Genomic DNA, 20,385 nt, shown 5'->3' on the forward strand with positions numbered 1-20,385 from the left:
AGCCAAGATAGCATAGCGCATCGCAACAATGCAAGGGGCGCGGGATATTTTCCCGGCCTTGAGAAGGGTTATTCCCCAAAGTACTCATACAAGTCGCTCTGTTGGGCCTTTGCAGTTTGCGCTGGCAACTGGGCCTTTTTGAGGCGGTTATCAAGAAGGCCCCAATAGATCAGCTGATAAATTAGAAAGATAAAGATGCCGCCGGAGAGACCCAAGAAAAGGGCGCGACCGTCTTCCCAGACACCCATCGCGAAAAAAAGGATCAAGGGATGCATCATAAACAGAACCGCGTGCAGCCACATCTCTTCGGCTTTGCAGTATTTTCGGTGAACCCATTCGTCTTTGGTGACGAGGATGCACGACAGGGCGGCAATGACGTAATAAATCTTCTCGGTCGTTGGTGTGCGTTCGACGAAAGCTAAAAACAAAAGACAGCCAATCATTGAAAGGGTGTCAATCGGATGGCTGATTCTTTCCCACTTGGGCAGTCCTCTTTTTCTGTGAAAGAAAAACTCATCGAATAAAATTGCGGCTCCTTGAATTGCTGAAACGATAATAAACGCCGTCATCTAAATTTTCTCCATCAAACTTCCACACACTGTAAGGCCTGGTCCGAAGGCATAACTGACAATCGGAGTTCCAGGAAGAACACTGTCGTCATTTAGGATTTGCTCCCACAAATGCGGCAGAGTCGCCGAAGACATGTTGCCTCTTTTTTTCAGAATGTTACGGCTGCCTTGGACTTGCGAGTCCTGCAATTTCAAATGTTCAGCAACACGATCAATGATTTTGGGACCACCGGGGTGAACGGCAAAGACACCGTTGGCGATAATATGAGAAGCATCAAAGCCGCGAGCATTCAGCCATCTGTGCGTGAAGTCGCGAATTTTTGCTCCCACCATCGTCGGAACGTCCTTGGAAAGAGTCATTTTCATGCCCCAATCAGAAACCATCCACTCCATCGCCGATGTAGTATCAGGAATGAGTTCTTCATAAAGAGACAAAACCTTAAATCCTTTTTGGGGTTTTTCCGTTGCCATCGAATACGCAATACATCCGTCGGCAAAAAGACTTTGGATCACCATTTGTTCTAGCGACGGATCTTGAGGATTCAGATGCAGACTGCAAAGTTCCGTGTGCACAAGATCGACGTTTTTCTTTTTTCCCAGAATGCCTTCATTCGCCAAAAAACCTGAAGCCATGCGAAGAGCGGGAAATGCTCCATAACATCCCATGTGGTACGAGTGAGTCACCGTGACCGGTTTGGGTGCATTGACAGCGACCATTTGGGCGGCGCTGGGAGAAATATATCCAGTACAACTGACATGAATGATGTCGTCGGGGTAAGGCCGGGACTTGTAAATGTCATTGAAAACGTCACGGACGATTTTGTGAAAGTACTCATGGCGCCTGTGCATGCTGACACCGCGAGGGCTTTCTTTCACGGGATAAATAATTTGTTTATCCCACTCCATCGACTGTGAATCAGGAAGGAAAAAGCCCCGCGTTTGGATCTGCGTTTCAGGGCAACCGACGCGGTTAAGAAGTTTTGAATATTCTTCTTCCGAGTAGGTTTGCTCTCGCTGAGCGAGCTTATAGGCAGCGGCAAGCCACTTCATTCCTTCGGTTTGATTTTTGGTATACGGCGGATTGATTGATAAAAAGTTTTGTAAGTACATGCACTAAGGCTAGAGACGGCCCTAGTGCTTGAAAAGATCCAGTGTTACGAAACAGGAGGCGACTGTTTCACCTGTGACCGCCATTCTTTATCGACGATCAAACGCGCACCTCTTTTAAATGTAAAGTAAGCGTAGGCCCATTGCCAAATCACGAAGACTTTATTTTTAAAACCAATCAAATAATAGACGTGAATAAATAACCATAATAACCAGGCAAAAAATCCGCTGAATTTAAGATTGCGAATTTGTGCGATTGCTTTTCGTCGGCCGATTGTCGCCATTTGGCCTTTATCGAGATAACGGAAACTCGTGCGCGGTTTCGCATTCATGTCTTGTAAAATTTCACGAGCGGCATGTTCCCCTTGTTGCATAGCTACCGAAGCAAGACCCGGCAAGGGCGTTCCCTGTTCGGTTAAATAACAAGCTTGATCGCCGAGCACAAAAACTTCGGGATGACCTGCGATGCTCAGATCTTTTTCGATAAGCACACGGCCTGCGCGATCCAAAGGAACACCTAAAGTTTTGTTCAAGCTCGAAGGCTGTACGCCTGCGGCCCAAAGAATCGTCGAAGCTTTGATAACTTCGTGACCAAGAATGACGGAGTCGGATTGCACATCAGTGACACGAGTGTTTGTCCAGATCTGCACGCCAAGATCTTCCAAACTTCTTGCGGCACTTCGCGAAAGATCGGGAGCAAATGACGCCAGAATACGCGGTCCGGCTTCAATCAAGAGCACGCGTGTCTGCGAAGGATCGATGTGGCGGAAGTCACGCATCAACGTGTGACGGCTGATTTCTGCAATCGCGCCGGCGAGTTCCACACCCGTAGGGCCTGCGCCGACAATCACGAATGTAAGATGTTGTTTTTGTTTTTGCACGTCGGTTTCTTTTTCCGCTAATTCAAAAGCAATCAAAAGACGGCGGCGAATTTCTGTCGCTTGTTCTAAAGTTTTCAATCCGGGAGCATTTTCTTCCCACTCGGGATGCGCGAAATAACTGTGCTTGGCTCCGCAGGCAAGAATCAAATAATCGTATTCCAGCTCGCGGTCCGAGAGTTTAATTTTGCGTTCGTCTAATTTCACGCCGCTGACGTTGTCGAGCAGCACGGAGATATTTTGATACTTGGAGAGAATCCCGCGAATAGGACCGGAAATTTCAGCAGGTGAAAGTCCCGCCGTAGCGACTTGATAGAGAAGAGGTTGAAACAGGTGGTAATTTCTGCGATCAACGACAGTCACAGAAATATTTTCTTTATTGCCGAGGGCACGAGCCGCCTTCAGGCCTGCGAAACCACCACCGACAATGACGACTTTTTTTGCTGACATAAAAAACCTCGATTGCGTTTCGAGGCTGATACTAACACCGACGCTTCAGGAAGGAAAAACAATCTTCCTGAAGCTGATTGTTGTTATTTAACGACAGGGCGATTGCTTCGCACAAGCAAGATACACAATAGAAGCGCGGGTATTCCCACAAGAGCGGTGCTTAGGAAGAATAAAGCGTACCCTTCCATAAGGGAGCGGCCCTCAGAAAAACTCTGCACCATGACACCCGAGAAGCCTTTTAAAACTTTCCCTAACAAAGCATAGAATGAACTTAGGAGCGCATATTGTGTCGCCGTGTAGCCAAATGTTGTTAAGCTCGACATGTAACCAACAAGCGCTGTTCCCGCAAAGCCCGAAGCAAAGTTATCGATAATCATCGCCATCGTGAACACTTCATTGCTTGGCCCCACCATCGCAAGGAAAGAAAAACCAAGATTGGAAGCGGGACCGATGATCGCGCCCACCATCAACGTTGTGATAAATCCAAAACGCACGGCTGCAAGTCCTCCGGCGGCAACACCGACGACGGAAGCAATAAGACCAATGGATCCGCGCACAGCGCCGACAGTTTCTTTGGTGATACCAATGTCGGCGTAAAATGGATTTGCCATCGGCCCCATCATGAAATCTGAAAGACGATACAGGCTGACCGCAGCAAGAATAAGAAGAGCTTTGTTGCCGTGCTGTTTAAAGAATGCGATGAAAGGCCCGACGACCGCATCAAACAATCCGCGCAAGTTCCACATCGTTCCCATTTGCTGACTTGTGATATTTCTGCCGGGTTCAACTGCAAGCAAAGTCGCGACAAGACCGACGGCCATCAAAGCGCCCATGACAGTGTATGAAACGGCCCAACCGACGGAAGCGGCAACAATTAAAATCAAAGCATCGGTGACAAGAAGGGACGCGCGATACCCCAGTTGATAGGCGGAGGAAAGCAAAGCCATGTCTTCGCTGGCATCGGAAACCTCAATCCTCCAGGCATCGACAACAATATCCTGAGTTGCCGAAGCAAAAGCAGCCAGCGCGGCGAGTCCTGTAAAGATCATCAAACCACCTTCTGGTTTGATGGCCGCCATTCCGAAAAGACCCACAGCAATTAAAATTTGCGAGACAATCATCCAACCGCGACGACGGCCGAGCCATTTTCCAATCAGTGGCGCGTTGGCTTTATCAATCAACGGTGCCCACAAAAATTTTAAAGAGTAGGCAAGGCCCACCCAAGACAGAAATCCAATCGTCGCAAGGGTGATTCCACTTTCACGCAGCCAAAACCCCAAAGTGTTTCCAACAAGCATGAAGGGAAGGCCGGAAGAAAAGCCTAAGGCCAGCATGATGGCGACCTTAGGACGAGTCACGGCGCGAAGAGTTTGCATCCAAGAAGGCTTCGAAGATTTTTTTGTCGTTGCGGTCACTAGTTGTTCTTTCTAATTTTTTTTCTCATCTTCCAAAGAAGGTGACTGATGTACGGTCGACGCGTTTCTCCGGTTGTTACCATAAGAAGTTTTGTGATTTTTAAGTTCACAGCGTCGGTATAAAGCAAAATAAGCATTTCGTAAATAAAGTTGGTGTTCAGAGTAACATAGTTATCCGTGCCGACTCCCAGTTGAACGCCTTTTTTCTCCCACCACGAAAATGGATGGTCTTTGTAATCTTCAAATTTCCCCGTAAGTTTATTATTCGAGGAAGGAAGAGAAACAAGTGTCACGCCTTTTTGAATCATGCGATTAAGCACGTCATGTTGATAGTGTTCAACTTCGCGCGCGGTGTGGAACTTCGCCTTTACGAAAAGAATGTCTTCATCCGGGGTTAAAGCGACACCTTTAAGAATTTTCTCTAGAACCGAACGGTTGAATCCCCAATCCAGTTCATTCAACTCCCGATACAAAGGATCTCTGTCCGTGATCGGCATGTTTTGCTGATTTTTTCTGTGAATCTCCTGGTAGATCTGATGGAAGTACTTATTGGGATTAATTCCCAAACTGATTCCATGCTCCAAGGTGTCGATGTGCCAAATATTCATGGCATTGTCGACAGCTTGGATGCCTTTTTTCAGTGTGTGCCAAGTCTCCCCATGATGCGATCGGATTTTGAAACCGCGGTATTGCAGCTTACGGAAGCCAGCTTGCATTTCGTTGAAATGCTCTTTGCGATAAAGGTCTCTTTCATCGCCCACAGTATCGACATCGGTCATGTGCTCAATCAAGAATGGATACTTGTCGAGCATGCGCACGATCTCGTTGATCTGCTCCATGAAATGTTCTTGGCGATTGGGATACTTTTCTGCATCGAAGTGGTTGGCTTCTTTCCTGAACGAAGGGGAGAGAATAAAATGAAAGTGCGGATTTTTTTCCTGGAACTTTCTAAAGCCGTCGTACAAACCCAGAACGACATCTTCCGACGTCACGTCATCAATGCCCGGAATTTGCTCTGAAGAACTTGACGTTGAACGCGACAGCGAAAATTTCAGACGAATGCTACCCACGTTGTACTTGTGGAAAAGTTCGCTGGCCATGTGGTAAGCCGCTTCCTCATGGGCTTCGCGAGAAATAAAAATCAATTTCGGAAGATAGAGGATCTTAAGATAGCGAGAGAAACCTTCATTCTCTTGCAAGCGAATCAATCTATCGACGTCTTCCACGGAACGAATGGGCAGCGCTTTGTCGCCGTAAACTTCTTTGATTTTCTCTTCGTAAACGTCTTTATGCGGGCCTTCCAAAAGTTTTTTCAAACGCGGATAAATAAAATCCGCGGTGATGGCTCCGGTCAGATGAATATGCTCTTCATTGTATTTCAGTGGAAAGTTTTTAAAGAACTCAAACAACGCCGCTGACATCGGATGTTTCAGCAAGGCATTGATAGTGACTTGATTGATCTGAAAACGGTTGAGCAATTCACGAAACTCGACAGCCAGCGCGTAAGCTTCGGGATGTCGTTGCTGCAAATCAGAAGACAACAAAAGATCGACCGTGTCGGAAAGGGAAATTCCGTTTGTCTCACTGATAATAGTCGTGAGCGCTGAAGTTAATTGACTGTGAACATCCTTATTCACGATGCGATCCTCCTCTAAGGAGGTTATCTGGGGATCAGTGGTTTGTACATGACTTTATGGGGACCGATATCTTTGATATCGAAGAGAGGTCCGTGATAAAGAAAGCCGAGTTTTTCATAGAAGGGAAACGCTTTAATGCGAGCATTGAACCACAAAAGATCGCAACGTTTTTGGCGAAGGTGTTCGACACCATGACGTAAAACTTTTTGGCCAAAACCTTGGCCCTGATATTTGCTGTCTGTGGCCATGCCGCGCAGGCGATAAGGGTATCCCGAAGAGAAAACGGGATGGGATTCTTGAATGAATGTTCCGACGGAAACAATTTTTCCCGCATGCAAAAGACCAAAGTGATAAGTCGTCACCAGATCATCTCCGGGATTTACGCACTCTTCTTCAGACAAGAAGGGTTTCAAAACTTTTTTTCGTAAAGGCAAAGTTTGTTGGGTGGTTATTAACTGAACATCGTACTGCAAACTCATCCTGTGTTAAGCCTTAAGTAGGGCGCCCAATCAGGCGGAACGTGGTCTTCACTAATTTCTAATTCAAGAGTCGGTAACCAGTTTGGAGCGCGAGGCTCCGTGAGTAAAGGCATATTTGCTGTTCGCGGAGTGCGATTTGCTTTTCTCTGATTGCAGTCTCTGCAGGCAGAGACGACATTGGTCCAGTTCTTAGGACCATTTTGAGAAGCGGGAATAACGTGATCGAGAGTTAATTGTTTCGCGGGAAGTTTCGTATTGCAGTACTGGCAGGTGTAATTATCTCGGATGTAAACGTTTTCCCGACAGAACCGGACAGCATGAGAACTCCGGGGTCGAACATACGTTTTGAGTCGTAAAACGCTCGGCAGTTGGAACCTTCGATGAACGGACCTAGCAAACGCAGAGTGATATTCCAAAACCTCTACTTTGCCCTGAAACCACAAAACCAAGGCCTTTTGCCAACTTACAACCCGCATGGGTTCGTAACTAGAGTTGAGCAATAAAGACCTCAGCGAGGACATGTGCATCATGCTTCCCCCCTCAGGTACTAAACTAATTGTATCTAAGAATATCGTTTCATTTCAAGCCCCTCGTTAAATATTCAAAAGAACTGGGCGTTTTCGATTGCTAAAGCCTGTTAATAGTGGGAAAACCGCCTCTATATTGAAAAGGAGCATCATTATGAGAAGAGTATTGGCATTTAACTATGTATTAAAAGGACCGGACGGCAACGTATTGGATGCTTCTGAGCGCGGACAACCACTTCCATTCTTGGAAGGTGCGGGACAAATCATTCCGAAACTTGAAGAAGAAATCAAAGACCTTAAAGAGGGCGATAAAAAAACAGTAAAGCTTGCTGCTAAGGATGCTTACGGCGAAGTGAAAGACAACATGTTCATGGATGTTCCTAAAGAAGAATTGGCACACCTTCCACAATTGGAAGTGGGCGCGCACCTTCGTTTGGAATTGGGCAGCGGTGCACATATCGTTCGCGTTTCAAAAATCACAGACACGCATGTCACTCTTGATGGCAATCATCCTCTTGCGGGACAAGATCTTGAATTCAGCATCGAGATGGCTCTTGTGCGTGAAGCAACGACAGAAGAAATTTTGCACGGCCACCCGCACGGTTTGCACGGGGATGCAGGTCACCACTAAGGAATTCGCACATGCCTTCATTTGATATTGTTTCAGAGATTGATCTTCAAGAAGCTGACAACGCCATCAATCAAGCGCGCAAAGAAATTGAAGGGCGCTATGACTTCAAAGGCAGTAAGGCAGAAATTCAATGGGACAAAAAAGAAATCACTTTGATGGCGGAAGATGATTACAAGATCGAAGCGATGGGTGGAATTTTACAAACGAAACTTCATCGCCGCGGCATTGATATCAAGGCCATTAAGTTTGAAAAAGTAGAAGAGGCTGGCGGACGCATGCTTCGCCAAAAGGTCACTTTGGTGCAGGGAATTGACCGCGAAGTGGCTAAGGATATTATTAAATTGATTAAGGATTCTAAGTTGAAGGTGCAACCACAAATTGCGGACGATAAGTTGAAGGTGACTTCGAAAAGTATCGACGAATTGCAAGAGTGCATCAAACTTGTACGCGGAGGAAACTTCCCGGTTCCCTTACAATATAATAATATGCGCTCTTAAAATTGGGCTTGCGCAGTTTTTAGGCTGTGCTAGCCTAAATCTAGTTTTAGGTCCCCGTGTGAGTGTTCTCGATTTTATATGGTTCGAAGGCTTCCTCGGGTTTAAAAACCAATAAGGAGGTCTTTGTGGCCAAGAAATTATACGTAGGCAATTTGCCATATTCTGTAGACGATGAAGCTCTACACCAACACTTCGCTCAATTCGGTGCTGTTGATTCAGCAAAAGTTATCATGGACAGAGAAACGGGCCGTTCTAAAGGTTTCGGTTTCGTAGAAATGGCTGATGACTCTGCTGCTGATGCTGCTATCGAAAAAGCAAACGGTGCGGATCTTAACGGTCGCGCTTTGAATGTTTCTGAAGCACGTCCTCAAGCTCCTCGCGAGGGTGGTCCTCGTCGTGGTGGTTTCGGTGGCGGTCGTGGCGACGGTCCTCGTCGTAGCGGTGGCTTCGGCAGCGGTCCTCGCGGTCCACGCAACTAAGCATTTCAAAGTTTGACGACGTAAGACTTTCTTTGTCTTCAACTATAAGGTCTCATAGAAACCCTATGAGACCTTTTTTTATTTCCTTTATTCTCTCTCTCGTTCTTGGATTTTCTTCTCACTCATTTGCGCAAAAAAAATTAGTCGTTCTTGGGGATTCTCTTACGGAAGGATACGGCGTCGCTAAAGAGGCTGCCTTCCCCGCAGTCCTGGAAAAAAAACTGCAGGCGGCAGGAAAGAAAGAGTGGAGCGTGATCAACGCAGGCGTTAGCGGTTCCACGACAGCTTCAGCAATCAGTCGTATGAAATGGATTTTTAAATCAAAACCTGATGCCGTGATCTTGGCGTTAGGAGCCAACGATGGTTTGCGCGGATTGAAAATCGAAGATAGCGAAAAAAATCTTTCCGATGCGATCGCTTATGCACAGAAAGAAAACGTGCGAGTGATTCTCGGTGGTCTCTATATGCCGCCCAACTATGGTGCCGCCTATACCGATAAGTTTAAAAAAATGTACGAGTCGCTTGCGAAAAAATACAAAGTGACCTTCATTCCGTTCATCCTTGATAAAGTGGCCGGCAATCCCAAATACAATTTGGCCGATGGTATACATCCCAACGAGGAAGGTCATAAGATCATCGCCGACAATGTTTTTCAGGCGCTCAAGGGGGAGCTGTGAGTTTGGTTCTTAAAGATGTGCGAAAGGGTTTTCGCCAGGGTGAAACAGAAATTCAAGTTTTGAAAGGCTTGGATGTAACAATTGAACCAGGACAGGTCGTATCTGTCGTTGGGCAATCCGGAAGCGGGAAATCCACATTGCTGTCTTTGTTGGCTGGCTTAGAGAAGGCCGACGGTGGGGAAATCTTGGTGGATAAAGTGGATTTAGTTCCCCTTACTGAACAACAAATGACATTGTTTCGTGCGCAGAACATCGCGGTTGTTTTTCAGCAGTACCATCTTATTGCGCATCTTACGGCTTTAGAAAACGTGATGCTTGCTCTTGAAATTTTAAAAATGGAAAACGCGAAAGAACGTGCGGAACAAGCTTTAACGGAGCTAGGGCTTTCGCATCGCCTGCATCACTTTCCCAGCCAGTTAAGCGGTGGTGAATGTCAGCGCGTGGCTATTGCGCGGGCTTTGGTGGTGAAACCCAAAATACTTTTAGCAGATGAACCCAGTGGAAATTTGGACACGCATACGGGCGACAAAGTGATGGACGTTTTCTTCGATATTGTTCGTAAACATAAAATCACGACGATTCTTGTCACGCACAGTGAAGCCTTGGCGAAAAGATGCGAACGAACTTTGCGCCTTCAAGAAGGTCAATTGAGGGAAGTCTAAAATGCTTTGGCGTCTGGCGATTCGAGAGTTGTGGCGCAGCTGGCGCTTTGGTCTGTTCTTTATTTTCAATTTGAGTTTAGGTTTAACGGGATTTGTTTCTCTTGAAGCTTTTAATACGGCTTTAGAAACGCAGATCGAGGCGAACGCAAAGAACATTCTTTCCGCCGACATGGCTGTGGCTGCCCGTCGAGAGCTGACCGAAGAAGAGGTTCAAAATCTCAAGGCGTCTTTGCCTTCCGGAACGCAAGAATCCAAAATGTATGAATTCTTTGCGATGTTGTCCTCGGAAAAAGGATCGCGGCTGGTTCTTGTTAAAGCTGTCGACGGATCTTATCCCTTTTATGGAGAGCTGGAGTTAAACTCCGGCACCGTTATTCACAATGATAGTGAAAAAGAAATTCTTTCCTCCCGCACGGCGTGGATATATCCGGAGCTGAATTCGCAACTGGGTCTTGGGCCCGGAGACGAAATTAAATTAGGCAAGCTGCAGTTAAAAGTCGCGGATCTCGTTAAAAAAGATGCGACACAAACCTTTAGAGCGGCGACGTTAGCTCCGCGGGTATTTATAAATCGCGAGCTTCTTGGAGAATCAGGACTTATTCAGTACGGAAGTACTTTTTCAATGGCGTATCTTCTGAAGTTCCCTGCAGGAATTCAGGAAGATGTTCTGCGTGAAAAACTTTATCAGGCGCTGCCGGACCCGCAAATCAATATTGAAACTCCGTCCTCGGCCGGCGAGGATTCGGGCCGTCAGCTTCGTTATCTTTCCGACTATTTGGGTTTGGTCGCGATTGTGGCGCTTTTTATGTCGGCATTGGGTGCGGCTTATATTTATCGTCTTTTCCTTTCCACCAGAATGAAAGAAATCGCCATCTTGCGCAGCCTAGGTTTGCAAAGTGGCGAAGCTGTGAGCGTGTACATCATTCAGGCGTCTTTGTTAGGATTGCTTGCAACAATACCAACACTCTTTTTCAGCCACATGGTGTTGCCGCTACTAAGTAAAATTCTTTCGAACTTTACGCCGTTCGACTTAGAACCGCATGTAAATCTGGAAGCTTTTTTGGTCGCGTTGTTTATGGCGGTCTTTGGCAGTTTCGTAGTCAGTCTTCCGTTTCTCGTAAAGATTTTCGACCTGAAAGCCGCGAAACTTTTTAGCGAAGAAAAATTTTCTGTCGGCGAAGGCCCGCGACGATTTTGGCCTTTTCTTCCTAGCGTGATTTTATTTTACTTCCTGGCGGTCTATCAGTCGCACTCGTGGAGAATCGGAAGCTTGTTCACAGGCTCCATGGTCGCGGTGATTCTGGCATTGATCCTTGTGGGGTTCCTGACGGTGAAAGCGGCGGGATGGCTTAAAGGTTTTCAGCGCTGGTTTTTGAAGTTCAGCTTTTTAAGTCTGTCGCGACGAGCGGGGGCAAGTCTTGCGATCTTTGTCGCCTTGGGCCTTGGCGCTTTGCTTATTAATATTTTGCCGCAGCTTAAAAATTCATTGCAGGCGGAATTTCAAATTGAAGGACGCTCGAAAATTCCGTCGCTCTTTATGTTTGATATTCAGGACGAACAGCTCCCAGGTGTGGAAAAGGTTCTTGAAAAAAATCAGGTTCAAGCTTTGGGACTTTCTCCGTTGGTTCGCGCTCGTATTCTCAAGGTTAATGGCCAAGACTATGAGCGCAAGATCGAGTCACAAGGTTTTAAAACCCGCGAAGAAGAAAGAGAAGCCCGTTTTCGCAACCGTGGTGTGAATCTCTCTTATCGTCACGACTTATCCGGTTCAGAAACTCTTCTTGATGGCCGCCCTTTTTCCGGGAACTTTGATCCTGATAAGCAGACTCGCGCAGAGCTTTCTGTCGAAGTGCGCTTTGCCGAGCGCATGGGCTTTCACATCGGTGACGTCCTTGTTTTTGACGTGCAGGGTGTGGAGGTCGAAGGCGAGATTATCAACCTTCGCAAAGTAAAGTGGACCAGCTTTCAGCCTAATTTCTTTATTCTTGTACAAAACGGTGTTCTTAACGATGCGCCTAAAACTTTCATCGCGGCAATTCCGTTTTTGCATGAAGAAAAGCGGGCCCGTATCCAGAACGAGATCGCACAAGAGTTCTCAAATGTTTCTGTTATTGATGTTGTGCGTACGGTGGATGAGGTTTTAAAAACGGCGGAAAAAATGAGCTGGTCGCTGGAACTCATGGCGGGTTTGGCTTTGCTCACGGGATATATTGTTTTGTTTTCAATCGTGCGCAGCCAGATAAAACTGCGCCGCTGGGAATTGAACATGCTTAAAATCCTGGGGGCTTCCGGCGGGGAAGTGGCGAGCTTTATCCTTACAGAATTTGCCTTCTTATCATTTATAGCGGCTTTCGTGGGCGCATTGCTTAGTATCGTGGTGAGTTTCTCGCTAAATGCATTTATTTTCGACGGAGACTTTAAACTGACTTGGGCTCAACCTTTGGTCTCAGTTTTGGTCATAACAGGATTAAGCTTATTGATTTCTTTCCTTGCGAGCCTGGATATTGTAAAAGAGAGTGCTTTGAGTATCTTGCGCGAGGAAAAATAGTTCATGATGTCGCCTGACGAGGCTTTGACAAAAGCGAAGAAAATTTTGGAAGAAGGGGGAGTTATCGGCTTTCCCACCGAAACCGTGTATGGTTTGGCGGCACGAATTGATATCCCTTCTGCTATCGAAAAAATCTTTCTGACCAAAGAGCGCCCGTTTTTTGATCCTCTCATCGTGCATGTCGCGTCGATTGAACAAGCGAAGAAAGTAACGGCTTATTGGGCTCCTGCTTCACAAGCATTGGCTGAAGTGTTTTGGCCCGGTCCTCTCACAATGGTTCTTCCCCGAGATCCTTCCGTAAACACGATGATCACGTCAGGTTTGGAATCGGTGGGTATTCGTATGCCTAATCACCCGTTGGCATTGGAGCTTTTACAGCAGGTCGGCGTGCCTTTGGCGGCGCCAAGCGCGAATAAATTTGGCAGAACTTCGCCAACTTCAGCGACACATGTGCGCGTTGAGTTTAAAAACGAGAATGTTTTTGTCGTCGATGGGGGTGACTGCCAAATTGGCATCGAGTCGACTGTTTTATTGGTTCGTCAATTGCCAGATGATAAAGTCCGCCTTTCTATTCTACGACGTGGGCATATTTTAAAATCCGACATCGCTCGTGTTCTGACGGAAAAAGGATTTGAGTTTGAGTTTATTGAACAAGTCGATAAACGCGAATCTCCAGGACATATGAAGCACCATTATATGCCTCCGGTGCCATTGATCGTTTGTCAGGACAGTGGGCGTTCTCAGGAAAGCGTGCTGCAGGAAGTGAACGAAAAGATCACGCAGCTTCCGGATGAAATCGAAAGTATCAAAATCATCAAGCCTAAAGGCGGGATTCACTCCGTATCGATTCTTAAACTTTCAGACGATCCGCTGCTGGCGACACGCGAGTTTTACGGAAAGTTGCGCGATGTAGCCGCCGAAGGTGCCGATTGCATTCTCTTTTATAAGGAAGCGCATCAGGCGGGGGAACGCTGGGAATCTCTCTTTGATCGTTTAAATAAAGCAGCTTCTTTGATTCTCTAAACTTATTTCCGACACAATCTTAAGAGACTTCTGACAATTTTTCTTTTTAAAGGTGGTTACACTGAAGTTGATCGAAAGGGGAGGGGCCTGATGATCAACTCACTTGCATACGCCAGCTTAGAAAGAGTTTCTTTAAATCTTCAATCCTTCTATCAGTTGCGACTTAATCGCATTCATAAGTTTCGAGCTAAGATCGAACTTCATAGCGAAGTCGGTCCCTTTATCATGAAAACCGTGACCGACGCGGAAGAACTCAAAGAGGCTTTGGCTTTGCGCTACGAGGTCTTTCATAAAGAGATGCTCGGCAAAAAAGCCTCTCGCGGTGTCGACGTCGATCAATTCGACTTTGACTGCGATCATTTGATTATCAAAGACAAAAGATCCGACAGAATTGTTGGAACATATCGTTTGAATTGCTCACTCTTCACGGACAATTTCTATTCGTCCCAAGAATTTATGATGTCGTCCCTCCTGAATCAGCCCGGCGTTAAACTTGAACTGGGACGCGCATGCATTCACAAAGATTTCCGTCGCGGTGTTTTGATTTCCCTTTTGTGGCGTGGAATCGCGGAATACATGGCGGCTTCCGAAGCAAAGTTATTATTTGGTTGTGCGACTGTAAAAACAGACGATCCGCGAGATGCGGCTCTTCTGACACGTTATTTTGAAGAACAAGGCCGTATCTTGAGCGGATACAGAACACGCCCGACGCTCAGTTATACGATGCCGATGCTTAGTTATTTTATGGATGAAGTCCGAGGCCCTCTCACGGAGACTCAGAGAGCTGAAGCTGAGGAACTTCTTCCTCCTCTTGTAAGATCCTATTTGAAAATCGGCGCTTCTATTGGAGGCGAACCTGCGTGGGATAAAGAATTCCAGTGCATTGATTTTCTGACAATCCTTCAGCGCGAAGATTTAAATCGCACTTTGTGGAAAAAGTTTAAATTAGAAGAAACCCAAGCTTAGGTCCATTGTTAAGTTGCATCGGGGCCCGTGAGATTTATCACGGGTCCCCTCTAAATTTTGTGTCTCTCTTCTTTCCCGTTTACTTTGAAGTAAAGGGGAGGAAGATATGCGCTCAAATATTTGGAAAGGGAGCATTAGCTTCGGACTTTTGAATATTCCCGTGTCCCTGCAAACTGCACAGGAAGACAAAGATCTGCATTTTTCGATGCTGGATAGTAAAGACCTCGCGCATATTAAATTCCAGCGCATCAACGCCAAAACCGGCAGGCAAGTTCCTTATGATCGCATCGTGAAGGGCTATCAGTATGCCTCTGGCCAATATGTTGTGATGAGTGACGATGACTTTAAAAAAGCCAATCCTGTGGCCAGCAAGACGATCGACATCGAAGATTTCGTTTTGCTAGACGAACTCGACACAATGATGTTTGAAAAACCTTATTATTTGGCTCCGCAAAAGGGCGCAGAAAAAGGTTACTTCCTGTTGCGGGAAGCGTTGGAGAAAACTAAAAAAGTCGCTATCGGAAAAATCGTCATTCGTACCAAGCAGCATCTGTGCATGATTATGCCCAAAGGGGATTACCTGATTTTGGAACTTTTGCGTTTTGCTCATGAAGTGCGGGCTGTCGACGAGGTCGATTACCTTCGTGAAGTTAACAAAAGCGTTAAGTTTTCCACGCGAGAACTGCAAATGGCGGAAGATCTTATCAAAGGTATGACTTCGAAGTGGAAGCCGGAAAAATACAAGGACACTTATTACGATGACTTGATGAAACGAATTCAGGCGAAAGTTAAACAAGGTAAAGGAAAATACGTGGAAGAGCCCGTCAAAGAACCGCGTATTGAAGAAGCCTCCAACGTTGTCGATTTGCTGCCCTTATTGCGTAAAAGTATTGAGGCGCGCGGCGGTAAGAAAACCAAAGCTCCTGCGAAGAAAGTCGCAAACTCAGCAAGGAGATAAAAGATGGCCACTTTGCGGGAATATACAAAGAAGCGGAATTTTAAAATCACTCCAGAGCCGGGACCGAAAGTAAAAAAGGCGACTAAAAAAAGTAAAAACGCGGCGCTGATGTTCGTTGTTCAGGAGCATCATGCTTCGCGCCTGCACTGGGATTTTCGTTTGGAATTAGATGGCGTTTTGAAAAGCTGGGCCGTCCCTAAAGGTCCTTCACTGGATCCTAAAGTAAAACGCCTTGCCGTCGAGACAGAAGATCATCCTTATTCTTATGGTTCTTTTGAAGGAACAATTCCCGAAGATCAATATGGCGCCGGCGAAGTTTATCTTTGGGATACAGGAACCTGGGAACCGGTCGGCGAGCCCCATGCTGGACTGAAAAAAGGACACCTTGAGTTCAAGCTCAAGGGGAAAAGATTGCACGGTCAATGGTCTCTTATCAGAACTGGAAGACCTGCCAGTGGCTCTAAGTCACAATGGCTTTTGTTCAAAAGAACCGATCAATTCGCGATCACGGGAAACGAAGCGGAAGTCATTGGTGAAGATGTCAAGCCGCGAAGATCGCACGCCAAGAAACAAAGCGAAGCCCTGGTGAAGGCGAAAGCTGCGCCTAAAAAAAAAGCCCTCCGCGCGATAAAAGGCGCGGAACGCAAGCCTGACTTTATCCCTCCTGAACTTGCGCAGTTGGTGAAGGAACCTCCTGAAGGCGCCAAGTGGGTGCATGAAACCAAGTTTGACGGCTATCGCATGCAAGCTCATGTAGAAAGAGGCAAGGTCTCGTTTCATACAAGGACCGGGCTTGATTGGTCGAAATATTTTCCTTCGATTCAAAAAGCTCTGGAAAATCTAAACGCCGTGAATGCGATTATTGACGGAGAGGCGGTTTGGCTCGACGACGAAGGCCGAAGTAATTTTCAGAAATTGCAAAATGCCATGAAAGCGCACGATCCTCATCGAATCATCTACTACGCTTTCGATCTTTTATTTCTCGATGGCGAAGATCTTCGACCTTTGCCTTTGAAGGAACGCAAACACCGGCTGGAAAAACTGATTAAATCACTGAAAAGTCCTTTAATCCGCTATAGCGATCATATCGAAGGACATGCTCAGGCGATGTTCAAAGCAGTCTGCGACTATAAACTCGAAGGTTTGATTTCTAAAAATCAAGAGAGCGCCTATCGTTCCGGCCGCGGAGGCGATTGGCTTAAAACCAAATGCAAGATGCATCAAGAGTTTGTCATCGGCGGATTCTCGGAAGGAAGTGGCAGTCGCGCTGGTGGATTCGGTGCTTTGCTTTTGGGTGTTTATGAAGGTGATAAACTTCGTTACGCAGGCAAAGTTGGCACAGGTTTTACCGAGAAAACTTTAAAAGAGCTCTATCAGAAATTCAAAAAGCTCGAAGTCAAAAAATCCCCGTTTGATTTAAAATCCCCGAAAGAAAAAGGCTCGCACTGGTTAAAACCGGTTTTGGCCGCTGAAGTCAGTTTCGGCAATTGGACGGATGAAGGCATTCTGCGCACGCCGGTTTTTCATGGCCTGCGCGAAGACAAACCCGTTAAAGACATTCAATTAGAAGAAAAAAAACCGCTAAAAACGGTTTTGAAAAAAACAAAAAGTCAAAAACAGGAGGAGCCGGAGATTCAAGAGCCTTTGGCTCTGACGAATCCCGATCGTCTTCTTTACGAAAAGGAAAAGATCACAAAAAAACAAGTCGCGGAATATTATCAGGAAATCTCTAAATGGATTCTTCCGCATATTGCGGATCGACCTCTGGCTTTATTACGTTGCCCCGAAGGCACCAGCAAGGATTGTTTTTTTCAAAAACACATCGCGGGAAAAATTCCTCCGGATGTGACACCCATTTCTATTAAGGAAAAAGAAAAATTAGAAAACTATCTGACAATTGATTCCAAAGAGGGACTGCTGTCGCTTTCCCAAATGAGTGCCTTTGAATTGCATGCCTGGGGTTGTCGCAGCGACCGTATTGAAAATCCGGATTTGATTGTAATGGATTTTGACCCGGGGCCAGGCCTGGGTTTTAAAGATGTGATCGCCGCGGCGGTCGAGCTGCGGGACCTCTTGAAGGATCTGCGTTTGAAAAGTTTTGTTTGTGTTTCCGGAGGAAAAGGACTGCACGTTCATATTCCCGTCGAACCCATTTATAGCTGGGAGCAAATAAAATCATTCTCGCAAACTTTGGCCAGAGAGATGGCGTCCCGCAATCCGGATCGCTACACTGTGAATATGTCGAAGAAGGTCAGGGACAAAAGGATCTTTATAGATTATCTTCGCAATGGCCGTGGCTCTACAGCGGTTGTTCCTTATTCTTTGCGCGCCAGAAAAATCAGTGCCGTTGCTATGCCGGTCCACTGGGAAGACCTGACGAAACTAGAAAGTCCCAGTCAGTTCACTTTGCCAAAGGCATTGCAGTACTTGCGAAAAAGAAAAACCGATCCTTGGAAAGACTATTTTAAAGCGAAACAAAAGATATCGATTCTTAAACCCACATTGTTTGAAGAAAGTTCAGTCGCATAACAATGAAACAAGTTTTACCAAAAGAACTCACAAGTCTTGTAAACTGGTCTGTGACCGAACTTGGAAAAGTCATTGCAGAAAAATTAGGCCAGAAAGGCTACACACGCATCGAGCGTATTCGCCGCTTTGTTAAATCACCCGAAGGGCAAAAGAAGGAAGGCCTTTTAAAGCTGAAAAAGGATCTTGAAAAATTATCGGCCGTCGATCAGTACGCTATCGCACACGCATTTTCTTTGATGTTAGAACTGATTAATTCTTGCGAGTCGGCCTATCGAACATATCGGCTACAACAAGAGGAAACGGCGGCTCAAGAAGCGCCTTATGGAATGATCATCCATGTACTGACGGCGCATCCTACAGAATCACGCAGCTCAGACATTATTTACTATTTTGCGAAGATTCAGAAACTTTTAACAAACCGTCTTAAAAGGCCGGAAGATGGTGACACTGACTTACTGCATATTTATTTAAACTGGGTTTGGCATCTGCCGATGTCAAAGCAGCGCAAGCCTTCCGTGATGGATGAAGCCGAATACATTTACTCTTTAGCGCTTAAGAACGAGACTTTAAAAGTTTTTATTCAACAAAGGGAACTCAAACAGCCTTTTTATATTCGCACCTGGGTCGGGGGAGATAAAGACGGGCATCCCGGCGTCGACGAAAAAACCATGCTCGGCAGCTTGCAATTGTCGCGAGGTTTTCTTTATGAGTGGGTCCAAACTAAGTACAAGCAGTATCTGACGGATTTAGTGCCCTTGGCCCATTCCTCTTATGACAAAAAGGATATTCGCCGGCTCTTGGGAAAATCGAAAAGCTTGCTTACTATCATTAAAAGCATCCGTAAAATTTCCCACGGAGATGCACCTCGCGTACATAAGCTTCGTGAAAGTTTTGATCATATTTCCAAAGAGTACAGGTCTTGTTTCGGAGTTGATGCGCCTGCTTTACACGAGATTCGTTCACTCATAAGAGTTTTTCCGGGTCTTGTCGTGCCTTTGGAATTTCGCGAAGACAGTTCGTTAGTTCACGAAGCTCTGAAAGGACATAAGTCGTCCAATATCGTTCGAATGCTGAAGTCTCTTGATAAAATCTCGCCTCATCATGATCCGCGGTTTTATGTGCGGGGTTTTGTGCTGAGTAATACGGAGTCAGCCGAAGATATTGCGGCAGGAGTTTTGCTAACAAAAAAATATTTGAAAGAGTGCCGCATACCTGTGGTCCCGCTTTTTGAAAGTGCCGCTGGTCTGGAAAACAGTGTGGCGATCATTAATACCTTTTTAGCTCTGCCTCGACAGTTGCAGGTTATAAAAAAGTTTTGGTCGCGCCGTCTGGAGGTGATGGTCGGTTATTCGGATTCTGCAAAAGAAAACGGTTCGCTTCCGTCACGCGTGCTTATTGAAACCGCCGTTAATGACCTCGAGAAAACGATTCAGTCCTACGATCTTGAACCTATCTTTTTTCATGGCTCGGGTGGAAGTATCGAGAGGGGCGGAGGATCGGTTCAAGAACAAACGGCGTGGTGGCCGGCATCCGCTCTGAATGTCGTGAAGGTTACTGTGCAAGGGGAAATGATTTACCGAAATTATTCCTCTTCCGAAATTCTCCAAAGACAGTTGCAAAGATTCTGCGAGTCGCGAAGGGATTTGTCCCCCAGAAGAACAAAGACCGATGCAAAAACCAAAAAGCTTCTTCATCATATGGCTTCCGAAGTCCGCGCTTCTTATCAGGGCTTGGTGCAGAATCCTGATTTTTTAGATTTGATAGAGCACGCAACACCTTACGTGTTCTTAAAAGATTTAAAAATGGGCTCGCGGCCTGCGAAACGCCAGGGAACGGTGAATTTGCGAAGTCTCCGCGCAATTCCCTGGGTGCTATGTTGGACGCAAACGCGGATTTTGTTTCCTACCTGGTGGGGTGTGGGATCGTTTTGGCAATCGCTAACACCAGCTCAGAAGAGCGCCTATAAGAAAGCTTTCCGTGAGGCGCCGGTGTTTCGCTCTTACATCAAGGCCTTGGGTTTCACGTTGGCAAAAATCGAATTGCCTGTTTTTGAAATGTATCTGTATTCTTCTCCGCTAGATCGGGAGGTTGTTGAATCATTTCTGACGTCTTTTCATTCAGAGCTTCGACTTTGTCACAAAGCTTTCGTGGAAATCACGGGACAGAAAAAGCTTCTTTGGTATCGCGAATGGCTGGAGGAGAGTATTCATCTTCGTTCGCCTCTTATTCATCCTTTGAATGTGTTGCAACTCATTGCACTCAAGAATAGGGACATTCCACTTTTGCGGGAAACGGTGACAGGTGTGGCCAGCGGCATGCTAACAACAGGCTAATTTGACTCTGGCATTTTCTT

Annotated in this window: 18 protein-coding genes; 11 read left to right on the forward strand and 7 right to left on the reverse strand. The window is 46.2% G+C overall.

What is annotated here, in order from left to right:
• Positions 1 to 68: 68 nt before the first annotated feature.
• From QJS83_RS17075 to QJS83_RS17495, 7 genes are all read right to left on the reverse strand, one after another.
• A complete protein-coding gene (locus tag QJS83_RS17075; protein ID WP_284606679.1) occupies positions 69 to 569 on the reverse strand; it encodes a hypothetical protein in 501 nt (166 codons plus the stop codon).
• Positions 570 to 1,679, reverse strand: coding sequence for a 3-oxoacyl-[acyl-carrier-protein] synthase III C-terminal domain-containing protein (locus QJS83_RS17080; protein ID WP_284606680.1), 1,110 nt, complete (start codon positions 1,677 to 1,679; stop codon positions 570 to 572).
• A 44-nt stretch (positions 1,680 to 1,723) separates the two neighbouring features.
• Positions 1,724 to 3,004, reverse strand: a complete 1,281-nt coding sequence (locus tag QJS83_RS17085; RefSeq protein WP_284606681.1) for an NAD(P)/FAD-dependent oxidoreductase — start codon at positions 3,002 to 3,004, stop codon at positions 1,724 to 1,726.
• An 83-nt stretch (positions 3,005 to 3,087) separates the two neighbouring features.
• Positions 3,088 to 4,380 carry an AmpG family muropeptide MFS transporter gene (locus QJS83_RS17090; RefSeq protein ID WP_350159299.1) on the reverse strand — a complete coding sequence of 431 codons (1,293 nt, stop codon included), beginning with the start codon at positions 4,378 to 4,380 and terminating at the stop codon, positions 3,088 to 3,090.
• A gap of 38 nt (positions 4,381 to 4,418) precedes the next feature.
• A complete protein-coding gene (locus QJS83_RS17095) occupies positions 4,419 to 6,056 on the reverse strand; it encodes an amidohydrolase family protein (protein ID WP_284606683.1) in 1,638 nt (545 codons plus the stop codon).
• Between the two features lie 23 nt (positions 6,057 to 6,079).
• A complete protein-coding gene (locus tag QJS83_RS17100) occupies positions 6,080 to 6,535 on the reverse strand; it encodes a GNAT family N-acetyltransferase (protein WP_284606684.1) in 456 nt (151 codons plus the stop codon).
• Entirely contained in the window at positions 6,532 to 7,065 is a 534-nt protein-coding gene (locus QJS83_RS17495) for an HNH endonuclease (protein ID WP_350159045.1), read from the reverse strand. Before QJS83_RS17495 ends, QJS83_RS17100 begins: the two co-directional genes overlap by 4 nt.
• A gap of 151 nt (positions 7,066 to 7,216) precedes the next feature.
• On the opposite strand from QJS83_RS17495, the gene QJS83_RS17105 reads away from it, so the two are divergent.
• The 11 genes from QJS83_RS17105 (at position 7,217) to QJS83_RS17155 (ending at position 20,365) form a co-directional block, all read left to right on the forward strand.
• On the forward strand, positions 7,217 to 7,693 hold the full coding sequence (locus tag QJS83_RS17105; RefSeq protein WP_284606685.1) for an FKBP-type peptidyl-prolyl cis-trans isomerase: 477 nt from the start codon (positions 7,217 to 7,219) through the stop codon (positions 7,691 to 7,693).
• Positions 7,694 to 7,704: 11 nt separating this feature from the next.
• Positions 7,705 to 8,190, forward strand: coding sequence for a YajQ family cyclic di-GMP-binding protein (locus tag QJS83_RS17110; protein WP_284606686.1), 486 nt, complete (start codon positions 7,705 to 7,707; stop codon positions 8,188 to 8,190).
• A gap of 125 nt (positions 8,191 to 8,315) precedes the next feature.
• Entirely contained in the window at positions 8,316 to 8,669 is a 354-nt protein-coding gene (locus QJS83_RS17115; protein WP_284606687.1) for an RNA recognition motif domain-containing protein, read from the forward strand.
• Between the two features lie 65 nt (positions 8,670 to 8,734).
• On the forward strand, positions 8,735 to 9,346 hold the full coding sequence (locus QJS83_RS17120; RefSeq protein ID WP_284606688.1) for an arylesterase: 612 nt from the start codon (positions 8,735 to 8,737) through the stop codon (positions 9,344 to 9,346).
• Complete coding sequence (locus QJS83_RS17125) at positions 9,343 to 10,008, forward strand: ABC transporter ATP-binding protein (RefSeq protein ID WP_284606689.1); 666 nt, start codon at positions 9,343 to 9,345, stop codon at positions 10,006 to 10,008. Before QJS83_RS17120 ends, QJS83_RS17125 begins: the two co-directional genes overlap by 4 nt.
• 1 nt (position 10,009) lies before the next feature.
• Positions 10,010 to 12,556 (forward strand): ABC transporter permease, encoded by a 2,547-nt coding sequence (locus tag QJS83_RS17130; protein ID WP_284606690.1) that lies wholly within the window; start codon positions 10,010 to 10,012, stop codon positions 12,554 to 12,556.
• Between the two features lie 3 nt (positions 12,557 to 12,559).
• Entirely contained in the window at positions 12,560 to 13,579 is a 1,020-nt protein-coding gene (locus QJS83_RS17135) for an L-threonylcarbamoyladenylate synthase (RefSeq protein WP_284606691.1), read from the forward strand.
• Between the two features lie 90 nt (positions 13,580 to 13,669).
• A complete protein-coding gene (locus QJS83_RS17140; protein ID WP_284606692.1) occupies positions 13,670 to 14,545 on the forward strand; it encodes a GNAT family N-acetyltransferase in 876 nt (291 codons plus the stop codon).
• 106 nt (positions 14,546 to 14,651) lie between these two features.
• Positions 14,652 to 15,503 carry a non-homologous end joining protein Ku gene (gene ku / locus QJS83_RS17145; protein WP_284606693.1) on the forward strand — a complete coding sequence of 284 codons (852 nt, stop codon included), beginning with the start codon at positions 14,652 to 14,654 and terminating at the stop codon, positions 15,501 to 15,503.
• A gap of 3 nt (positions 15,504 to 15,506) precedes the next feature.
• Positions 15,507 to 18,032, forward strand: a complete 2,526-nt coding sequence (gene ligD, locus QJS83_RS17150) for a DNA ligase D (RefSeq protein ID WP_284606694.1) — start codon at positions 15,507 to 15,509, stop codon at positions 18,030 to 18,032.
• 2 nt (positions 18,033 to 18,034) lie between these two features.
• Positions 18,035 to 20,365, forward strand: a complete 2,331-nt coding sequence (locus QJS83_RS17155; protein WP_284606695.1) for a phosphoenolpyruvate carboxylase — start codon at positions 18,035 to 18,037, stop codon at positions 20,363 to 20,365.
• Positions 20,366 to 20,385 lie beyond the last annotated feature (20 nt).

Source organism: Bdellovibrio sp. 22V (assembly GCF_030169785.1).
Taxonomy (GTDB): Bacteria; Bdellovibrionota; Bdellovibrionia; order Bdellovibrionales; family Bdellovibrionaceae; genus Bdellovibrio.